General features: G+C 65.5%; 18 protein-coding genes. 10 read left to right on the plus strand and 8 right to left on the minus strand.

The window, feature by feature from the left end; translation table 11 throughout:
- Positions 1-58: 58 nt before the first annotated feature.
- Entirely contained in the window at positions 59-1,036 is a 978-nt protein-coding gene (locus ABZE94_RS07725; RefSeq protein WP_372874952.1) for an NADPH:quinone reductase, read from the minus strand.
- A 165-nt stretch (positions 1,037-1,201) separates the two neighbouring features.
- Between ABZE94_RS07725 and hemF the strand changes: the two genes are divergently transcribed.
- Positions 1,202-2,119 carry an oxygen-dependent coproporphyrinogen oxidase gene (gene hemF, locus ABZE94_RS07730; protein ID WP_372874953.1) on the plus strand — a complete coding sequence of 306 codons (918 nt, stop codon included), beginning with the start codon at positions 1,202-1,204 and terminating at the stop codon, positions 2,117-2,119.
- 80 nt (positions 2,120-2,199) lie between these two features.
- Positions 2,200-3,021: a shikimate dehydrogenase gene (gene aroE, locus ABZE94_RS07735; RefSeq protein ID WP_372874954.1), complete on the plus strand. Its 822-nt coding sequence runs from the start codon at positions 2,200-2,202 to the stop codon at positions 3,019-3,021.
- Positions 3,022-3,158: 137 nt separating this feature from the next.
- On the opposite strand, the gene ABZE94_RS07740 is transcribed toward aroE, so the two are convergent.
- The 3 genes from ABZE94_RS07740 to betC form a co-directional block, all read right to left on the minus strand.
- Positions 3,159-4,727 (minus strand): SulP family inorganic anion transporter, encoded by a 1,569-nt coding sequence (locus ABZE94_RS07740; protein ID WP_372874955.1) that lies wholly within the window; start codon positions 4,725-4,727, stop codon positions 3,159-3,161.
- A 70-nt stretch (positions 4,728-4,797) separates the two neighbouring features.
- A complete protein-coding gene (gene choX, locus ABZE94_RS07745; RefSeq protein ID WP_372874956.1) occupies positions 4,798-5,724 on the minus strand; it encodes a choline ABC transporter substrate-binding protein in 927 nt (308 codons plus the stop codon).
- A 69-nt stretch (positions 5,725-5,793) separates the two neighbouring features.
- Complete coding sequence (betC, locus tag ABZE94_RS07750; protein WP_372874957.1) at positions 5,794-7,302, minus strand: choline-sulfatase; 1,509 nt, start codon at positions 7,300-7,302, stop codon at positions 5,794-5,796.
- 113 nt (positions 7,303-7,415) lie between these two features.
- On the opposite strand from betC, the gene ABZE94_RS07755 reads away from it, so the two are divergent.
- Both ABZE94_RS07755 and pbpG read left to right on the plus strand, forming a co-directional pair.
- Entirely contained in the window at positions 7,416-8,336 is a 921-nt protein-coding gene (locus ABZE94_RS07755; RefSeq protein WP_372874958.1) for a LysR family transcriptional regulator, read from the plus strand.
- A gap of 157 nt (positions 8,337-8,493) precedes the next feature.
- Complete coding sequence (pbpG, locus tag ABZE94_RS07760) at positions 8,494-9,393, plus strand: D-alanyl-D-alanine endopeptidase (protein ID WP_372874959.1); 900 nt, start codon at positions 8,494-8,496, stop codon at positions 9,391-9,393.
- A gap of 28 nt (positions 9,394-9,421) precedes the next feature.
- Here pbpG and trpA read toward each other — a convergent pair whose 3' ends face one another.
- Positions 9,422-10,231, minus strand: coding sequence for a tryptophan synthase subunit alpha (trpA, locus tag ABZE94_RS07765; protein WP_372874960.1), 810 nt, complete (start codon positions 10,229-10,231; stop codon positions 9,422-9,424).
- Positions 10,228-11,442 carry a tryptophan synthase subunit beta gene (gene trpB / locus ABZE94_RS07770; RefSeq protein WP_372874961.1) on the minus strand — a complete coding sequence of 405 codons (1,215 nt, stop codon included), beginning with the start codon at positions 11,440-11,442 and terminating at the stop codon, positions 10,228-10,230. The genes trpA and trpB overlap by 4 nt, the downstream gene beginning before the upstream one ends.
- 161 nt (positions 11,443-11,603) lie before the next feature.
- On the opposite strand from trpB, the gene ABZE94_RS07775 reads away from it, so the two are divergent.
- From ABZE94_RS07775 to ABZE94_RS07790, 4 genes are all read left to right on the plus strand, one after another.
- On the plus strand, positions 11,604-12,491 hold the full coding sequence (locus tag ABZE94_RS07775; protein ID WP_372874962.1) for a LysR family transcriptional regulator: 888 nt from the start codon (positions 11,604-11,606) through the stop codon (positions 12,489-12,491).
- 104 nt (positions 12,492-12,595) lie between these two features.
- Entirely contained in the window at positions 12,596-12,811 is a 216-nt protein-coding gene (locus ABZE94_RS07780) for a dodecin (protein ID WP_372874963.1), read from the plus strand.
- A 217-nt stretch (positions 12,812-13,028) separates the two neighbouring features.
- Complete coding sequence (locus ABZE94_RS07785; RefSeq protein WP_372874964.1) at positions 13,029-14,030, plus strand: LLM class flavin-dependent oxidoreductase; 1,002 nt, start codon at positions 13,029-13,031, stop codon at positions 14,028-14,030.
- Between the two features lie 68 nt (positions 14,031-14,098).
- Positions 14,099-14,524: an OsmC family protein gene (locus ABZE94_RS07790; protein ID WP_372874965.1), complete on the plus strand. Its 426-nt coding sequence runs from the start codon at positions 14,099-14,101 to the stop codon at positions 14,522-14,524.
- Between the two features lie 55 nt (positions 14,525-14,579).
- Here the strand turns inward: ABZE94_RS07790 and ABZE94_RS07795 are convergent, their stop codons facing one another.
- Positions 14,580-14,996: a hypothetical protein gene (locus tag ABZE94_RS07795; RefSeq protein ID WP_372874966.1), complete on the minus strand. Its 417-nt coding sequence runs from the start codon at positions 14,994-14,996 to the stop codon at positions 14,580-14,582.
- 86 nt (positions 14,997-15,082) lie between these two features.
- On the opposite strand from ABZE94_RS07795, the gene ABZE94_RS07800 reads away from it, so the two are divergent.
- The gene (locus ABZE94_RS07800) at positions 15,083-16,162 is read left to right on the plus strand and encodes an aminopeptidase (RefSeq protein ID WP_372874967.1); all 1,080 of its coding nucleotides are present in this window, start codon (positions 15,083-15,085) and stop codon (positions 16,160-16,162) included.
- 62 nt (positions 16,163-16,224) lie between these two features.
- Positions 16,225-16,494 (plus strand): DUF1161 domain-containing protein, encoded by a 270-nt coding sequence (locus ABZE94_RS07805; protein WP_372874968.1) that lies wholly within the window; start codon positions 16,225-16,227, stop codon positions 16,492-16,494.
- Positions 16,495-16,650: 156 nt separating this feature from the next.
- Here the strand turns inward: ABZE94_RS07805 and ABZE94_RS07810 are convergent, their stop codons facing one another.
- A complete protein-coding gene (locus ABZE94_RS07810; protein WP_372874969.1) occupies positions 16,651-17,298 on the minus strand; it encodes an HAD family hydrolase in 648 nt (215 codons plus the stop codon).
- Positions 17,299-17,390 lie beyond the last annotated feature (92 nt).

A 17,390-nucleotide genomic window follows, 5' to 3' on the forward strand; every position in this document is an offset into this window, starting at 1 on the left:
CCGCATTGGATGTACGTCTTGTGGATGCGCCGCTAACCCACCCTACGTTTGCCGTTTTTTAAGGCAACAGAATGGTCGAGCCGGTGGTCTGCCGGGCGCTCAGGGCGGCTTGCGCGGCGGCGGCGTCCTTGAGTGCATAGCGGTTGCTGATATCGACCTTGAGCCGACCGCTTTCGATCATGCCGAACAGCTCGTCGGCCATCATCTGCAGACGCTCGGGGGTATCGGCGTAGCCGGCCAGGGTCGGGCGGGTGACGAACAGCGATCCCTTCTGCGCGAGGATGCCTAGGTTGACCCCGGTCACCGCGCCCGAGGCGTTGCCGAAGCTGACCAGCAGGCCGCGCGGGGCGACGCAGTCCAGCGAGATTTCCCAGGTGTCCTTGCCGACGCCGTCATACACCACCGGGCACTTGTGCCCATCGGTCAGCTCCAGCACGCGCTGGACCACGTCCTCGTGGCTGTAGTCGATGGTCGCCCAGGCGCCCTGCTCGATTGCCCGTGCGGCTTTCTCGGCCGAGCTGACGGTGCCGATCAGCCTGACCCCAAGGGCCTTGGCCCACTGGCAGGCGAAGGAGCCGACGCCACCGGCGGCAGCATGGAACAGGATGGTTTCGCCGCCCTTGAGGGCGAACACCTGGCGCAGCAGGTACTGCACGGTGAGGCCCTTGAGCATCACCGCCGCGGCCTGCTCGAAGCTGATTGCCTCCGGCAGCTTGACCAGCTTGCTCGCCGGCAGCACATGCAGCTCGCTGTAGGCGCCCAGCGGCCCGGTGGCGTAGGCCACGCGGTCGCCGACCTGGAACTGGCTGACCTGCGAACCGACCGCCTCGACGATGCCGGCGCCCTCGTTGCCCAGGCTCGACGGCAGCGCCGGTGGCGGGTACAGGCCGCTGCGGAAATAGGTGTCGATGAAGTTCAGGCCGACCGCCTGATTGTGCACGCGGACCTCGTGGGGGCCGGGTACGGCTGGCTGGTAGTCGCGGTACTCGAGGACCTCGGGGCCGCCGTGGCTGCTGAATTGAATACGCTTGGCCATACAAGGCTCCTTGCTGCAGGGGGTTCGGGGGCGTTGGGGTATCTATCCAATCCTGTCGCTCGAGCGGCGTCAACTGCGAGGGCGCATGGGCAAATGTTATGCTTGGCGTCGATTTCGCTGGCTGGGCACCTCCCCGGCTGGCCTGACTGCTTCCAAGGTGCCGCCGTGAGTGACCGTACTGAGGCCGTGAAGGCCTATCTGCTCGACCTGCAAGACCGTATCTGCTCCGCCCTGCAAGCCGAGGACGGTGGCGCCGAGTTCTTCGAGGACAGCTGGCAGCGCCCGGCCGGCGGCGGTGGCCGCACGCGGGTGATCGAGAATGGCGCGCTGATCGAAAAAGGCGGGGTCAACTTCTCCCACGTATTCGGCGACGGCCTGCCGCCTTCGGCCAGCGCTCATCGGCCGGAGCTGGCCGGGCGCGGCTTCGAGGCGCTCGGCGTGTCCCTGGTGATCCACCCGGAAAACCCCTACGTACCCACCTCCCACGCCAACGTGCGCTTCTTCAGCGCCGAGAAGCCGGGCGAGGAGCCGGTCTGGTGGTTCGGTGGCGGCTTCGACCTGACCCCCTATTACGCCAACGAGGAAGACTGCGTGCACTGGCACCGGGTCGCCTACGAGGCCTGCGCGCCCTTCGGTGCCGAGGTCTACCCGCGTTTCAAGGAATGGTGCGATCGTTACTTCCAGATCAAGCACCGCGGTGAGCCACGCGGCATCGGCGGCCTGTTCTTCGATGATCTGAACCAGTGGGACTTCGACACCAGCTTCGCCTTCATGCGCGCGATCGGCGATGCCTACCTCGCGGCCTACCTGCCCATCGTGCAACGGCGCAAGCTGACCCCCTACGGCGAACGCGAGCGCGAGTTCCAGGCCTTCCGCCGCGGTCGTTACGTCGAGTTCAACCTGGTCTACGACCGCGGCACCCTGTTCGGCCTGCAGTCCGGCGGGCGCACCGAGTCGATCCTCATGTCGCTGCCGCCGCAGGTGCGCTGGGGCTACGACTGGAAGCCCGAGCCGGGCAGCGAGGAGGCGCGCCTGACCGAATACTTTCTGACCGACCGCGACTGGCTGGCTGAGCCACAATAGACGGTAGGGTGGGCTTCAGCCCACCTCTCTGGAAAGGGCGGTGGGCTGAAGCCCACCCTACGCATCCCACGAGGTGTTTCATGGACCGCTACGCTGTATTCGGCAACCCCATCGCGCACAGCAAGTCGCCGATGATTCACCGGCTGTTCGCCGCGCAGACCGGCGAGCAGCTGAACTATGAGGCGCTGCTCGCGCCGCTGGACGACTTCGCCGGTTTTGCCCGGCACTTCTTCGTCGCGGGCAAGGGTGCCAACGTCACGGTGCCGTTCAAGGAGCAGGCCTTTCAGCTGGCCGACAGCCTGACCGCCCGCGCCCGACGCGCCGGCGCGGTGAACACCCTGAAGAAGCTGGATGACGGCAGCCTGCTCGGCGACAACACCGACGGCGCCGGGCTGGTGCGTGACCTGACGGTCAACGCCAGTTTCGGCCTGCGCGGCAAACGCATCCTCCTGCTGGGCGCTGGCGGGGCCGTGCGCGGGGTGCTCGAGCCCTTGCTGGCGCAGCAGCCGGCGGCCCTGGTGATCGCCAACCGCACGCTGGCCAAGGCCGAGCAGCTGGCCCGCGAGTTCGCCGACCTAGGGCCGGTGGTGGCCTGCGGTTTCGACCGGATCGATGCGCCGGTCGACCTGATCGTCAACGGCACTTCGGCCAGCCTGAGCGGCGAGCTGCCGCCGCTGGCGGCGAGCCTGATCAGACCCCATCACACGCTGTGCTACGACATGATGTACGCCAGGCAGCCAACCGCCTTCAACCGCTGGGCCGCCGAGCAGGGCGCGGCGCACACCCTGGATGGCCTGGGCATGCTGGTCGAGCAGGCCGCCGAGGCGTTCTTCCTCTGGCGCGGGATGCGCCCGGACAGCGAGCCGGTACTGGCCGAGTTGCGCCGCTCGCTCGCGGCCTGAAACGGGCTGAATGCCCCGGTTGATTGCCTAGCGCAAGCTCGGCAGCTGACTGCAACCCGTAGGGTGCGCTGCGCGCACCAACGACTCGTCGATCATGGCACATGACATAACCGTACAAGCGCAGCGCACCCGGAACCCTAATCCTCGAACTGCACCGGGCACAGCTCGGCGCCTTCGAGTTTGAGGATTTCCTCGATCACCTGGGGCCGGGCGCGGCGCAGGATCAGACGGCGGTCTTGCGCGAGCAACCGCCGCGCTTCCTGATGGAGCATCTCCACCCCGGCGTAATCGATGAAGTTGACGTGGTGCGCGTCGATGATCACCCGCTCGCCCTTGCTGCGCTGGATGAGCTGTTGCAGGTAGTGGCAGGCGCCGAAAAAGATCGAGCCTTCGACGCGCAACAGTTCCTCCTCGCCTTCCTGCCAGAATTTCACCCGCGGCTGCGAGGTGCGCTTGAGGTAGAAGAACAGCGAAGCCAGCACCCCGGCATAGATCGCCGTCTGCAGCTCCAGCAGCAGGGTGGCGAGCAGGGTCAGCAGCATCACCAGGAACTCCGAGCGGCTGACTCGGAACAGCGCGCGCAGCCCGGCAACATCCACCAGGCCCGAGCAGATCAGGAGAATGCTCGCGGCCATGCTCGGCAGCGGAATGTGCGCGATCAGCCTGGCGCCGACCAGGGCGAACAGCGCCACCAGCAGTGCGGAAAACACCCCGGCCAGGGGCGAACGAGCGCCGGCCTGCAGGTTCAGCGCCGAGCGGGTGAAGGAACCGGCCGACAGCGAGGCGGAGAACCAGGGGCCGATCAGGTTGGACAGGCCCTGGGCGCGCACTTCCTGGTTGGCGTCGAGAAACTGCTGGGATCTGCTGGCAAGGGCGCGGGCGATCGACAGGCTGGTGACCAGGCCGAGCATGCCGCAGGCCACCGCTGCCGGCAGCAACTGCAGCACGCTCGCCAGCTCGAAGCGCAGCGGGCTGAACGGCGGCAGGCGACCCTCGAAGGCGCTGACCAGGGCGATGTCGCCGAGCTGGGCCGGCCACGCCAGCACCGCCAGGCTGCCGGCGACGATGCCGATCAGCAGGGCCGGCAAGCGCGGCCACAGGCGCCTGACCAGCAGGCTGACGCCGAGGGTGAAGGCGGCCAGGGCCAGGGCGCGCCAGTCGGTTTCCACCAGGTGCTGGCCGATATTGAGAATGGTTGCCAGCGCCGTGGCCTGGCTCGGCACGGCGATGCCGAGCAGGTTGGGCAACTGGCCGAGGGCGATGACCACGGCGGCGCCCAGGGTGAAGCCGAGCACCACCGAGTGCGAGACGAAATTCACCAGGGCGCCGAAGCGCAGCAGGCCGAGCAGCCACTGGAACAGCCCGGCGAGAAAGCTCAGCAACAGGATCAGGGCGATGAAATCGTCGCTGCCCGGCGTCGCCAGTGGGCTGACGCTGGTGAACAGGACGATGGAGATGGCCGCGGTCGGCCCGCAGATCAGGTGCCAGGACGACCCCCACAGGCAGGCGATGATCACCGGCACTATGGCCGCATACAGGCCGTACTCGGCCGGTAGCCCGGCGATCAGGGCGTAGGCGATGGATTGTGGCAGGGCCAGGATGGCGCCACTGAGGCCAACCAGCAGATCGCTGCCGAGGCTGCGCTTGCTGGTGTTGGGCAGCCAGCGCAGGAACGGCAGCAGGGTCTGGCGGTTGGGTAGCGGCATTCAGTGTCGCTCTTGGTGGGACCTAGGGTGAGGTGGGCAGCGCCCCACCCTACCAATCGAGCCGGTTGATTCAAAGTTTGGCTTTGACTGCCGCCAGACCATTGCCGCCGTCGCGGCTGCTGACGCCGTCCAGCCAGCCATCGAGCACCGCCGGATTGGTCTGCAGCCAGGCCTTGATCGCTTCGGCATTGCTCGCCTCTTTGCTCAGCACCTTGTCCATGATGGCGTTTTCCATCTCCTGGGTGAAGCTCAGGTTGCTCAGCAGCTTGGCGACATTCGGGCACTCGCTGGCGTAGTCCTTGCGGGCCAGGGTGTTGACGCTGCCGCTTTCGCCGAAGTACTTCTCGCCGCCCTTGAGGTACTTGATGTCGTAGTTGACGTTCATCGGGTGCGGGGTCCAGCCGAGGAACACCACGAACTGGTCGCGTTTCACCGCGCGGCCGACCTGCACCAGCATCGCCTGCTCACTGGATTCCACCAGTTTCCAGTCGCCCAGGCCGAACTCGTCGGCTTCGATCATCTGGCGGATCGATTCGTTGGCCGGCGACCCGGAAGCGATGCCGTAGAGCTTGTTATCGAACTTGTCGGCGTGCTTGTCCAGGTCGGCGAAGGTCTTCACCCCGGCCTCATAGGCGTAGGTCGGCACGGCCAGGGTGTATTCGGTGCCGCTCAGGTTCTGGGCCAGCTTGGCCACCTCACCGCTGGCGACGAACTTATCGTAGTTGCTCTGCTGAGCCGGCATCCAGTTGCCGAGGAAGGCATCGACCTGGCCCTTCTGCAGGCCGGCGAAGATGATCGGCACGGCCAGGGTCTGGGTCTGCGCCTTGTAGCCCAGGCCATCGAGCAGGAAGCTGGCGATGCCGTTGGTCACGGCGATATCGCTCCAGCCCGGATCGCCCAGTTTCACCGTGCTGCAACTGGCGTCTTCGGCATGGGCGTGGAAGCTGCTGGCGGCCAGTAACAGCCCGCCGAGAAACACTGTGGCTGATTTGTTCATGGGTTGTTTCCCTCTTGTTTTAATAGTTGTAGTTGCACGCGTGTTGTCTGTCGCTACCGGTCCCTGACGTCACACCTGTGGGTAACGGGCGCGGCGCTCCAGGTCATCGAGGTCGATGTGGTTGCGCATGTACTGCTCGCTGGCGTCGACCAGCGGTTGGTGATCCCAGCTTTTCAGCCGGCCGCGGGTCAGGGCTTCGGCGACCAGGCGGCGGCGGCGCTGGCTGGCCAGGGTCGCCTGATGGATGGCGGGCATATCCCAGCGCGTGCGCGCCTCGTCGATGAACTCGGCCAGCAGCGTCTGGTGCTCGGCGGAGTCGGCGAGGTTCTCGCGCTCCTGCCGGTCGTGGCGCAGGTTGAACAGTAGCAGCGGATCCTGCTCGGAGTAGATGAACTTCCAGTCGCCGCGGCGGATCATCATCAGCGGGGCGTTGCTGCCTTCGGCCATGTATTCGCCGAGCACCTGATCGTGCCCGCCCTCGCCCTTGAGGTGGCTCAGCAACGAATGGCCATCCAGGGCCAGGTCGGCCTCGACCTCGCCGCCGGCCAGTTCCACCAGGGTCGGCAGCAGGTCCATGGTCGACACGCTCTGGCCGATGCGTTGCGCGGCGAAACGCTTGGGCGCATGCACCAGCAACGGCACTCGCGCGGACATTTCAAACCAGTGCATCTTGTACCAGAGTCCGCGCTCGCCGAGCATGTCGCCGTGGTCGCCGGAGAATACGATGATGGTGTCCTCGTCCAGGCCGCAGTCTTTGAGGGTCTTCAGGAGCTTGCCGATGTTCGCATCGATGTAGCTACAAGCGCCGAAGTAGGCGCGGCGCGCGTCCTTGATCTTGTCCTCGGGCAGGGTCTTGCCCCAGAGGTCGATGACCTTGAGGATGCGTTGCGAATGCGGGTCCTGCTCGGCCTGCTCGATGAACTGGCTGGGCAGCGGGATCTCGACGTCTTCGTACAGATTCCAGAATTCTTCGGGAATGGTGTAGGGATCGTGCGGGTGGGTCATCGACACGGTCAGGCAGAACGGCTGATCCGGCGTCATGCGTACGTGGTCGTACAGGTACTGCTGGGCCTTGAACACCACTTCCTCGTCGAAATCCAGCTGGTTGCTGCGCACGCAGGGACCGGCCTGCAACACCGAGGCCATGTTGTGGTACCAGCTCAGGCGTTCCTCGGGGGCATCCCAGTTCACCGCCCAGCCGTAGTCGGCCGGGTAGATATCGCTGGTCAGGCGCTCCTCGTAGCCGTGCAACTGGTCCGGCCCGCAGAAGTGCATCTTGCCGGACAGCGCGGTACGGTAACCAAGACGGCGCAGGTAGTGGGCATAGGTCGGCACGTCGGCAGGCAGATCGGCGGCGTTGTCGTAGGCGCCGATCTTGCTCGGCAACTGGCCGCTGACCAGGACGAAGCGCGACGGCGCGCACAGCGGGCTGTTGCAGTAGGCCGAGTCGAACACCACGGCTTCCTCGGCCAGGCGGGCGAGGTTGGGCATCTTGATCGGCGAGGTTGCCTGGTAGACCGGCAGAATAGGTGCGGCCATCTGATCGGCCATGATGAAGAGGATATTTGGACGTTTCATAGCTCGCCGGTTTTCCATATTGAAGATTTATGCGACATTGCTGGTCCGATAATCAGGCCTAGACAATTCTGGGTAAACCCGCGGTGAATACATGACTTGGATAACAACAGCTTATGTTTAAGAGCACCGCCGGATTGTCTTTGGATGTGCTGCGGGTGTTCGAGTCCGCGGCCCGTCACCTGAGCTTCACCGCCGCTGCCGCCGAACTGGGCAGCAGCCAGCCGGCCATCAGTCAGCAGATCAAGCGCCTCGAACAGCAGTTGGCGACCCGCCTGTTCGACCGCGTCTACCGCGGCATCGTCCTCACCGAGGCCGGCGAGCTGCTGTTGCGCTATGTCCAGGACGGCCTGCAAAGCCTCGACGCCGGCCTGGCCGCGGTCGCTGCCGGGCAGCAGCATGAAGTGCTGCAGGTGGCCACCGACTTCGCCTTGGCCGCCTATTGGCTGATGCCCAGGTTGCAGCGTTTCCATCAGCTTCATCCGGAGGTGGATGTCAGCCTGATCACCAGCGCCCGCGACCTGGCCGCGTTGCCGGCGGAGATCGACGTGGCCATCGCCTTCGGCGATGGCCGTTTCAAGCACGGTGAGGCTCATCTGCTGTTTCACGAGGAGGTGTTCCCGGTGTGCAGTCCGCAGTTGCTCAAGGGGCGGGACTTGCCGCTGGCGCCGACTGCGCTGGCCGAGTTGCCCCTGCTGCACCTGCGCCCGGAGATTCGTTCGCGCTGGTTCGACTGGAACGGCCTGTTCCGCGCGCTGGCTATCGCCGAGACGCCCAGCCCGGGGATGCTGCGCTTCGACAATTACACCCTGCTGATCCAGGCGGCCATCGCCGGCCAGGGCGTGGCCATCGGCTGGCGCCATCTGGTCGATGAACTCCTGGCTCAGGAGCTGCTGTGCCGCGTGTGCGCCGGCGAGGTGCGCTCCGACTTCGGCTATTACGTGGTGCTGCCCGAGCGCAAGCGCCGCCAGCGCCTGACCCAGTACTTCGTCGACTGGCTCAAGCTCGAACTGGCGCGGGAAGGCTCGCCGGCCTGAGCATATTTTTCACAATCGCTGCTAGGTTCCGCCGAACGGCCACAATGCCGCGGCATGGGCGACCTACACTGCAAAAGTGATGGTCGAGTTCCGTATACTGACGCGCTCGGTAGCCGCTGCTCTGGCACTTCCCCACCTAACCCAGTGAAATTTACCCGTGAATATCCGTCATTCGATAGTCGGTCTGTTGCTGATCTGCAGCGGCCTTGGTATTACCTCGAACAGCCTGGCCGCCACTCAGCAGGAACTCGCAGCCGGCAGCGCCCTGCTGGTCGACCTGCAGACCGATCAGGTGCTCTATTCCAGCAATCCGGACATGGTGGTGCCGATCGCCTCGGTGACCAAGCTGATGACTGCCATGGTCGCGCTGGACGCCCAGTTGCCGCTGGATCAGCAACTGCCGATCACCATCCGCGATACCGCGGAGATGAAGGGCGTGTTCTCGCGGGTGCGCATCGGCAGTGAGGTCAGCCGCCGCGACATGCTCCTGCTGGCGCTGATGTCGTCGGAGAACCGTGCGGCGGCCAGCCTGGCGCACCATTACCCGGGTGGCCACGTGGCCTTTGTCGCGGCGATGAATGCCAAGGCCCGGGCGCTGGGCATGAGCCGCAGCCACTTCGTCGAGCCGACCGGCTTGTCGGAGCATAACGTCTCCACCGCCCGCGACCTGGTGCTGCTGCTCAAGGCCAGCGAAGACTACCCGCTGATCAGCGAACTGAGCACCACCCCGGAAAAAACCGTGGCCTTCCGCAAGCCCAACTACACCCTGGGATTTCGCAATACCAACGCCCTGGTGCGCAAGGACAACTGGAGCGTGCAGGCGACCAAGACCGGCTTTACCAATGCGGCCGGTCACTGTCTGGTCATGCGCACGCGGATGGCCGGCAAGCCGGTGGCCTTCGTGGTGCTGGACGCCTTCGGCAAATACACCCACATGGCCGACGCCAACCGCCTCAAGCGCTGGCTGGAAACCGGCAAGGTCACCCCGGTGCCCGCCGCCGCGATCAGCTACCGCAAGCAGAAGATGGCGCAGCGCCAGCTGCAGGCATCGCAGTAATAGCCGGCTCCCAACCTATGTTCGACGGTTACTGGCGGGCGCCGCGCACGCCTGCGGCCAGTTCGCGGCATAGGCTCAGTACGCCATCGATCGCCTGGGCATCGTTCTCGGCGTTGGCGATCTGGTCGATCAGCGCCGAGCCGACCACCACGCCGTCGGCCAGGCGGGCGATGGTCGCCGCGTGCTCCGGGGTGCGGATGCCGAAGCCGATGCTGATTGGCAGGTCGGTATGCCGGCGCAGGCGGGTCACGGCCTGTTCGACATGTTCCAGGGTCGCCGCACCGGCACCGGTGACGCCGGCCACCGAGACGTAGTAGACGAAGCCGGAGCTGCCGTTGAGTACCTTAGGCAGGCGCGCGTCGTCGGTGGTCGGGGTGGTCAGGCGGATGAAGTCCAGGCCCGCCACCTGCGCCGGCTCGCACAGGTCGACGTTATGTTCCGGCGGCAGGTCGACGACGATCAGGCCGTCGACCCCGGCTTCCTTGGCTTCGGCGATAAAGCGTGCGACGCCGTATTTGTGGATCGGATTGAAGTAACCCATCAGCACCAGCGGCGTGTTCTGCTCGCTTTCGCGGAATTCGCGAACCATCTGCAGGGTCTTGGCCAGGTTCTGTCCGCCGTCCAGGGCACGGATATTCGCCAGCTGGATCGCCGGGCCATCGGCCATCGGATCGGTGAAGGGCATGCCCAGTTCGATCACGTCGGCGCCGGCCGCCGGCAGACCCTTGAGGATCGCCAGGGAGGCAGCGTAGTTGGGGTCGCCGGCGGTGACGAAGGTCACCAGGGCGGCGCGGTTCTGTTCTTTCAGCTCGGCAAAGCGCGTCTGCAGGCGGCTCATACGACGTCTTCCTTCTGTTCTTGCATGTGGTGCATCACGGTCTGCATGTCCTTGTCGCCGCGGCCGGACAGGTTGACCACCATCAGGTGCTCCTTGGGCAGCTTGGGCGCGCGCTTGAACACTTCGGCCAGGGCGTGGGCGCTTTCCAGGGCCGGGATGATGCCCTCCAGGCGGCAGCAGGTGTGGAAGGCTTTGAGCGCTTCGTCGTCGGTCACAGAGGTGTATTCGACGCGGCCGATCTCATGCAACCAGGCGTGCTCGGGGCCGATGCCGGGGTAATCCAGGCCGGCGGAAATCGAGTGGGCGTCGATGATCTGACCGTCGTCGTCCTGCAGCAGGAAGGTGCGGTTGCCGTGCAGCACGCCCGGTACGCCGCCGTTGAGGCTGGCCGCGTGCTTGCCGGTTGCGATGCCGTAGCCCGCCGCTTCGACGCCGATGATCTGGATGTCCTGATCGTCGAGGAAGGGGTGGAACAGGCCGATGGCGTTGGAGCCGCCGCCGATGCAGGCCACCAGGCTGTCGGGTAGACGGCCTTCCTGGGCGAGGATCTGTTCGCGGGTTTCCTTGCCGATCACCGCCTGGAAGTCGCGCACCATCGCCGGGTACGGGTGCGGGCCGGCCACGGTGCCGATCATGTAGAAGGTGTTGTCGACGTTGGTCACCCAGTCGCGCAGGGCCTCGTTCATCGCGTCCTTGAGGGTGCCGGTGCCGGCGACCACCGGAATCACGGTGGCGCCCAGCAGCTTCATGCGGAAGACGTTGGCCTGCTGGCGGTCGATGTCGGTGGTGCCCATAAAGATCACGCATTCCATGCCGAAGCGCGCCGCTACTGTGGCGGTGGCCACGCCGTGCATGCCGGCGCCGGTCTCGGCGATGATGCGCTGCTTGCCCATGCGCCGCGCCAGCAGGGCCTGGCCGATGCAGTTGTTGATCTTGTGCGCGCCGGTGTGATTGAGCTCTTCGCGCTTGAAGTAGATCTTCGCTCCGCCACACATTTCGGTCAGACGCTCGGCGAAATACAGCGGGCTCGGCCGGCCGACGAAATCGCGCTGGAAGTAGGCCAGCTCCTTGGCGAACTCGGGATCGAGCTTGGCCTTCTCGTACTCCGCGGCCAGGTCGTGGATCAGCGGCATCAGGGTTTCGGCGACGTACTGGCCGCCGAACGAGCCGAACAGGCCGTTGGCATCGGGGCCGCTGCGGTATGAGGTCATGGCGTTCTCCTGAGAGTGTTGGGCATGTAGGGGCCAGGGGACGCCTAGTCGGGGACGTCTGGTCGGGACGCCTGGTTCCTACAACAATGGTCACAGGATAAGGCTGTGTGGCTCAGGGTAAAAGCGATAAGATTGCCGCGACCTGTCAGGAAAACTCACAGATGAATCAAGCGCTACCCCCACTCAATGCCCTGCGTGCGTTCGAGGCCGCCGCTCGTCTGCAAAGCGTCAGTCAGGCGGCGGAACAGCTGCATGTCACCCATGGCGCGGTCAGCCGGCAGATCCGCGCACTGGAGGAGCACCTCGGCGTGCCCTTGTTCGCCAAGGACGGGCGTGGCCTTAAACTCACGGATGCCGGGCTGCGCCTGCGCGATGTCAGCAGCGAGGCGTTCGAGCGGCTGCGGGCGGTCTGCAGCGAACTGCAGCAGGGTCAGGCCGAGGCGCCCTTCGTCCTGGCCTGCCCGGGCAGCCTGCTGGCGCGCTGGTTCATTCCACGGCTGGATCGGCTCAACCGTGAGCTGCCGGAGTTGCGCCTGCAACTCTCGGCCAGCGAAGGCGAACTGGACCCACGGCGAACCGGGGTCGACGCCACCCTGTGGTTCGCCGAGCCGCCCTGGCCGACGGACATGCAGGTGTTCGAGCTGGCGGTCGAGCGCATCGGCCCGGTCTTGAGCCCGCGTTATGGGCGCTACGGCGAACTGCACGCGGCGCCGGCGGCGGCGCTGCTGGGCGAGCCGCTGCTGCACACCAGTTCGCGCCCGCAAGCCTGGCCGAACTGGGCGGCGCGCAATGGCCTGGATAGCGCCGCGCTCAGGCTGGGCCAGGGCTTCGAGCACCTCTACTACCTGCTGGAGGCCGCTGCCGCCGGCCTGGGCGTGGCCATCGCCCCGCAGCAACTGGTCGCCGACGATCTGGCGGCCGGGCGCCTGGTCGCGCCCTGGGGCTTCGTCGCAACCCCGGCCCGTCTGGCCTTGTGGGTGCCTGCGCGGCGGCTGGACAAGCGCGCGCAATGCCTGGCCGAGTGGCTGCGCGGCGAGTTGGCTGGCTGAGGGCGACGACTCGATCGCCTGACCAGCTAATCGCCGGGCAAAGAGAAGCCGCACACTGCCGACTTATCGACTAGCGTTTAACTACCCCTTGAGGAGAAAGCGCCATGTCTGATCACCACACCTACAAGAAAATCGAAGTCGTCGGCTCGTCGAAAAACAGCAGCGACGAAGCGATCAACAATGCCCTGGCCGAGTGCGCCAAGTCGATCCGCAACCTGGAGTGGTACGAAGTCGTGGAAAGCCGCGGGCACATCGAAAACGGCAAGGTCGGCCACTACCAGGTGACCCTCAAGGTCGGCTTCCGCCTCAGCGATAGCTGAACTGCCGATCAAGGATCCCTGCAAGTGGGTAACCCGGATGTAATCCGGGGAGGCAGACGACGCCATTCCCGGGGTTGCATCCAGACCAGCGCATCGCCGTGGAGCGCAGGCGGCCGTGGCTGGCTGCTCGCGCCTGGACGCCGTAGAGTAAGCCCCAGCATTCCACTCGGGCATGTCGACTCACCTCGATAGGCCCCTAATCGAACAGGCAGGGCCGATGAGCGCGTTAGCACAGACCAGGATTTCCACCCTCGACCTCGCCCCGATCCGCGATGACGGCGGGCCCGAGCAGGCGCTGCGCAACTCCCTGGCGCTGGCCCAGCATGTCGAGCGCCTCGGTTTCACCCGCTTCTGGGTGGCCGAGCACCACAACATCGACGGCATCGCCAGTTCGGCGACTGCGGTGCTGCTGGGTTACCTGGCCGCGGGCACCACGACCATTCGTCTCGGCTCCGGCGGGGTGATGCTGCCCAATCATGCGCCCTTGGTGATCGCCGAGCAGTTCGGCACCCTCGCCACCCTGTATCCGGGGCGCATCGACCTGGGCCTGGGGCGTGCGCCCGGCGCCGATCAATTCACAGCCCACGCCCTGCGCCGCGAACGCAGCGGCAGCGCCGACGACTTCCCCCGCGATGTCGAGGAACTGCAGGGTTACCTGGGCCCGCGAACGCCGAATCAGCGGGTCATCGCCATGCCGGGCAGCGGCACCCAGGTGCCGATCTGGCTGCTCGGTTCCAGCCTGTTCAGCGCCCAGTTGGCCGGCGAGAAGGGCCTGCCCTATGCCTTCGCCTCGCACTTCGCGCCGCGCCTGATGCACGAGGCGATTCGCGTCTACCGCAACCATTTCAAGCCCTCGGCGGTGCTCGATGAGCCCTATGTGATGCTCGGTGTGCCACTGATCGCCGCCGACAGTGACGAGCAGGCGGAATTCCTGGCAACCTCGGCCTACCAGCGCATCCTTGCCCTGATTCGCGGCCAGAGCCTGGTGCAGAAAGCGCCGGTCAAGAGCATGCACGGCTTGTGGCTGCCCCACGAGAAAGAGGCGGTCGCCAGTTTCTTGGGCATGGCGATGATCGGCGGTCCGGAGAAAATTCGCGCGCGTCTCGAGGTGCTGCTGGAGCAGACCGGCGCCGACGAACTGATCTTCACCTGCGACCTCTACGACTTCGCCGATCGCTTGCGCGCCTTCGAGATTCTCGCGCAAGTGCGTGCTGGCTAAATCGACGCGAACTTGTCGCGCCGATAGCTCTCTGAACTTTATAGCCCTTAATGCAATGGAGAATTCAGATGAAAAAGACAGCATCGGCCCACTGGCAAGGCGGCCTCAAAGATGGCAAAGGCACTATCTCCACCCAGAGCGGTGTCTTGTCGGACAGCCCCTATGGCTTCAATACGCGCTTCGAGGATCAGCCGGGCACTAACCCGGAAGAGCTGATCGGCGCGGCCCATGCCGGCTGTTTTTCCATGGCCCTGTCCAAGGAGCTGGGTGACGCCGGAATGAGCGCCGAAAGTATCGAGACCAAGGCCGAGGTTACCCTCGACAAGCTCGACGGCGGATTCGCCATAACCGCCGTGCACCTGAGCCTGCGGGCAAAGATTCCGGGTGCCGACCGAGCGGCCTTTGAGCACGCTGTAGAAACCGCCAAGAACGGTTGCCCGGTGTCCAGGGTGTTGAATGCCGAGATCACCCTGGAAGCCGTGCTCGACGCGTGATCCGATAGTCTCCGTGAAGGTTCCAGCAGGCCGTCTTGTAACCGCCTGCTACCTGCTAGAAAACGCCGCAGCGCAGCACCCTGGCGCGCGCCAGCACGTTGCGCTGGTCGTCGTAGAGCCAGCCCTGGGCCGTGGTTGCCAGCGGCCGGGCTTCCAGGCGGTAGCGCTGGCCGGCGGCGAAGTCGTCGTAGCGTACGCGCAGCTCGCAGGTGCGCTGGATCGGCTCGGACCGCATGTCCATGCCGCCGCCAGGTACCTCGAACTGGAAGCGCGCGATCAGTTCGTGGGCGCCAGGCGTCACCTGGAAATAGCGGCCATCGTTGAGGCGTTTGTCGTCCAGCTTATCGGCCATCAACAGATCGCTGGCAGTGGTGTACAGGTCGACCCAGGCCATGCCGGGGTCGCGCGCTGGCAGCGGCGAGGCGCAGGCGCCGAGAATCAACAGGCTGAGGATCAGGGCTGAATGACGCATGACTTTCTCCGAAAATGGCGCTCCCGGACCAGCCTACGCCGATCCACCAGTGGAGGCAGTAGCTGCAATGCGCTAGTTTGGCGGGCATGACGCAGTGCATTGCTCCCTTTTCTATCGACTCGCTCTGCCGGCGCTGGGTTCCGCTGCTGGCGGCGCTGTTGTTGCTCGGCGGTTGCAGCACCCTGAATTACTACGGCCACCTGGCCCGGGGGCAGGTGCAGTTGCTGCAGGCGAGCCAGCCGGTCGATGCCTTGCTGCGCGATCCGCAGGTGGATGCCGGTCTGAAGCAACGCCTGATCCTGACCCAGCAGGCCCGTGACTTCGCCAGCGCCCGGCTGGGCCTGCCGAATAATCGCAGCTACCGCCGGTATGCCGATATTCAGCGGCCCTTCGTGGTGTGGAACCTGTTCGCCACGGCGGAGTTCTCCGTCAAGCCCAAGTTGCACTGTTTCCCCATCGCCGGCTGCGTGGCCTATCGCGGCTATTTCAGCCTGGGCCGCGCCCGCGGTGCGGCGGCGCTGCTCCAGCTGCAAGGTTTTGACACCTACCTGGGCGGCGTCGGGGCCTATTCCACCCTGGGCTGGTTCGACGACCCGCTGCTCAATACCATGCTGCGCTGGGACGATGAACGCCTGGTGGCGGTGCTCTTCCACGAACTGGCCCACCAGCAGCTGTACGTGGCCGATGACACCGCGTTCAACGAATCCTTTGCCTCCTTCGTCGAGCGCGAAGGCCTGCGCCAGTGGCAGCAGGCGCAGGGCCTCCCGGCCGCCGACCCGCGTGCAGCCACAGAGCGCGAGCAGTTCAGTGCGCTGGTCCTGGCCAGCCGCGCGCGCCTGGAACAGCTGTATGCCCGCGACCTGGCAGCGGACGCCATGCGCGCGGCCAAGCAGGCCGAGTTCGAGCGACTGCGCCAGGAATACCGGGTCCTGCGTGAGCGCGAGTGGGGCGGCCAGGGCCGCTACGATGCCTGGATCGCGGCGCCACTGAACAACGCCAAGCTGCTGCCGTTCGGCCTCTACGACAAGTGGGTGCCGGCCTTCGCCGCCTTGTTCGCCGAAGTCGGCGGCGATTGGCCGCACTTCTACCGACGGGTCGCGGCCCTCGGCGAGTTGCCGGCCGAGACGCGCACCCGGGCGCTGGAAGCCTTGCACAAAACCGACTAGAACTAGCTGTAGCGCGCGCCAGTCGAATACTGACGAGTTTCGCAAAACCCAGGAGATGCACAATGAACAGATGGACAGTGGTCGTGCTGCTCGGTGTGCTTGGCAGCACGGCATGGGCGGCGCCCAAACCCTGCGAGGAACTCAAGCAGGAAATCGAAGTGAAGATCCAGGCCGCCGGCGTGCTCAGCTATACCCTGGAGATCGTCGACAACGACGAGGCACAGGATCAGAGCATGGTGGTCGGCAGCTGCGCCGGCGGCACCAAGAAGATCATCTACCAGAAGAACGGCTCAGAGGTTGAGACGCCGCGGATACCGGCTGAGCCTCAGTGAGCAAGCCGCTAGGGTCGGCCGGTGTTACGGCCCCCTTGTAGCCCGCAGCCGATCCGGGCCCTAGAAGGGTCGGGCGCGCAGGTGAGAACCCGTCAGCTTGATCGATTATCAGCCATGCCCCCCGACCTGCGTGGCCCGGCCCATCTAAGACGCACCTCAGGCTCCGAAGGCCCGGTGCAGCTCGGCCAGGGTCTGGAAGTGATAGGTCGGTGCCTCGGCCTGCAGTTCAGCACGGCTGCCGAAGCCATAACCCACCGCAGCCGCATCCAGGCCGTTGCGCCGTGCACCGATCAGATCGTGCTTGCGGTCGCCGATCATCAGGGTGCTATTTGCCGATAAGCCTTCCCGCTCGAGCAGATAAGCGAGCAACTCGACCTTGTCGGTGCGAGTGCCGTCCAGCTCGCTGCCGTAGATCAGCCTGAAATGCCGGGCGAAATCGAAATGCCGGGCGATCTCCACGGCAAACACCCGCGGCTTGCTGGTGGCGATATACAGGGTGCGGCCCTGTTCGCCCAGCAACTGCAGCAGCTCGTTCACCCCGGCGAACAGCTGGTTTTCATACAGCCCGACCTCGGCGAAACGCTCGCGATAGTGCCCCACGGCCCGCCAGGCCCTGGCCTCGTCGAAGCCATAGGTGTGCATGAAACACTGCAACAGCGGCGGCCCGATGAAGTGCTCCAGCGCCTGCAGATCGGGTTCGTCGATGCCCAGCTGCGCCAGCGCATGCTGCACCGAACGGGTGATGCCCACGCGCGGGTCGGTGAGGGTGCCGTCGAGGTCGAAGAGGATGTTCTGGTAGTGCATGGGCAGCCATATCTGGTTGAGGTCAGTAGGATAACCCTGCCAGATTTTGCAGGTTTATGTGGGGAAGGTAGCAGCGCAGTTAAGGGCCTGCG

The sequence above is a fragment of the Pseudomonas sp. genome, assembly GCF_041601375.1.
Lineage (GTDB): Bacteria > Pseudomonadota > Gammaproteobacteria > Pseudomonadales > Pseudomonadaceae > Aquipseudomonas.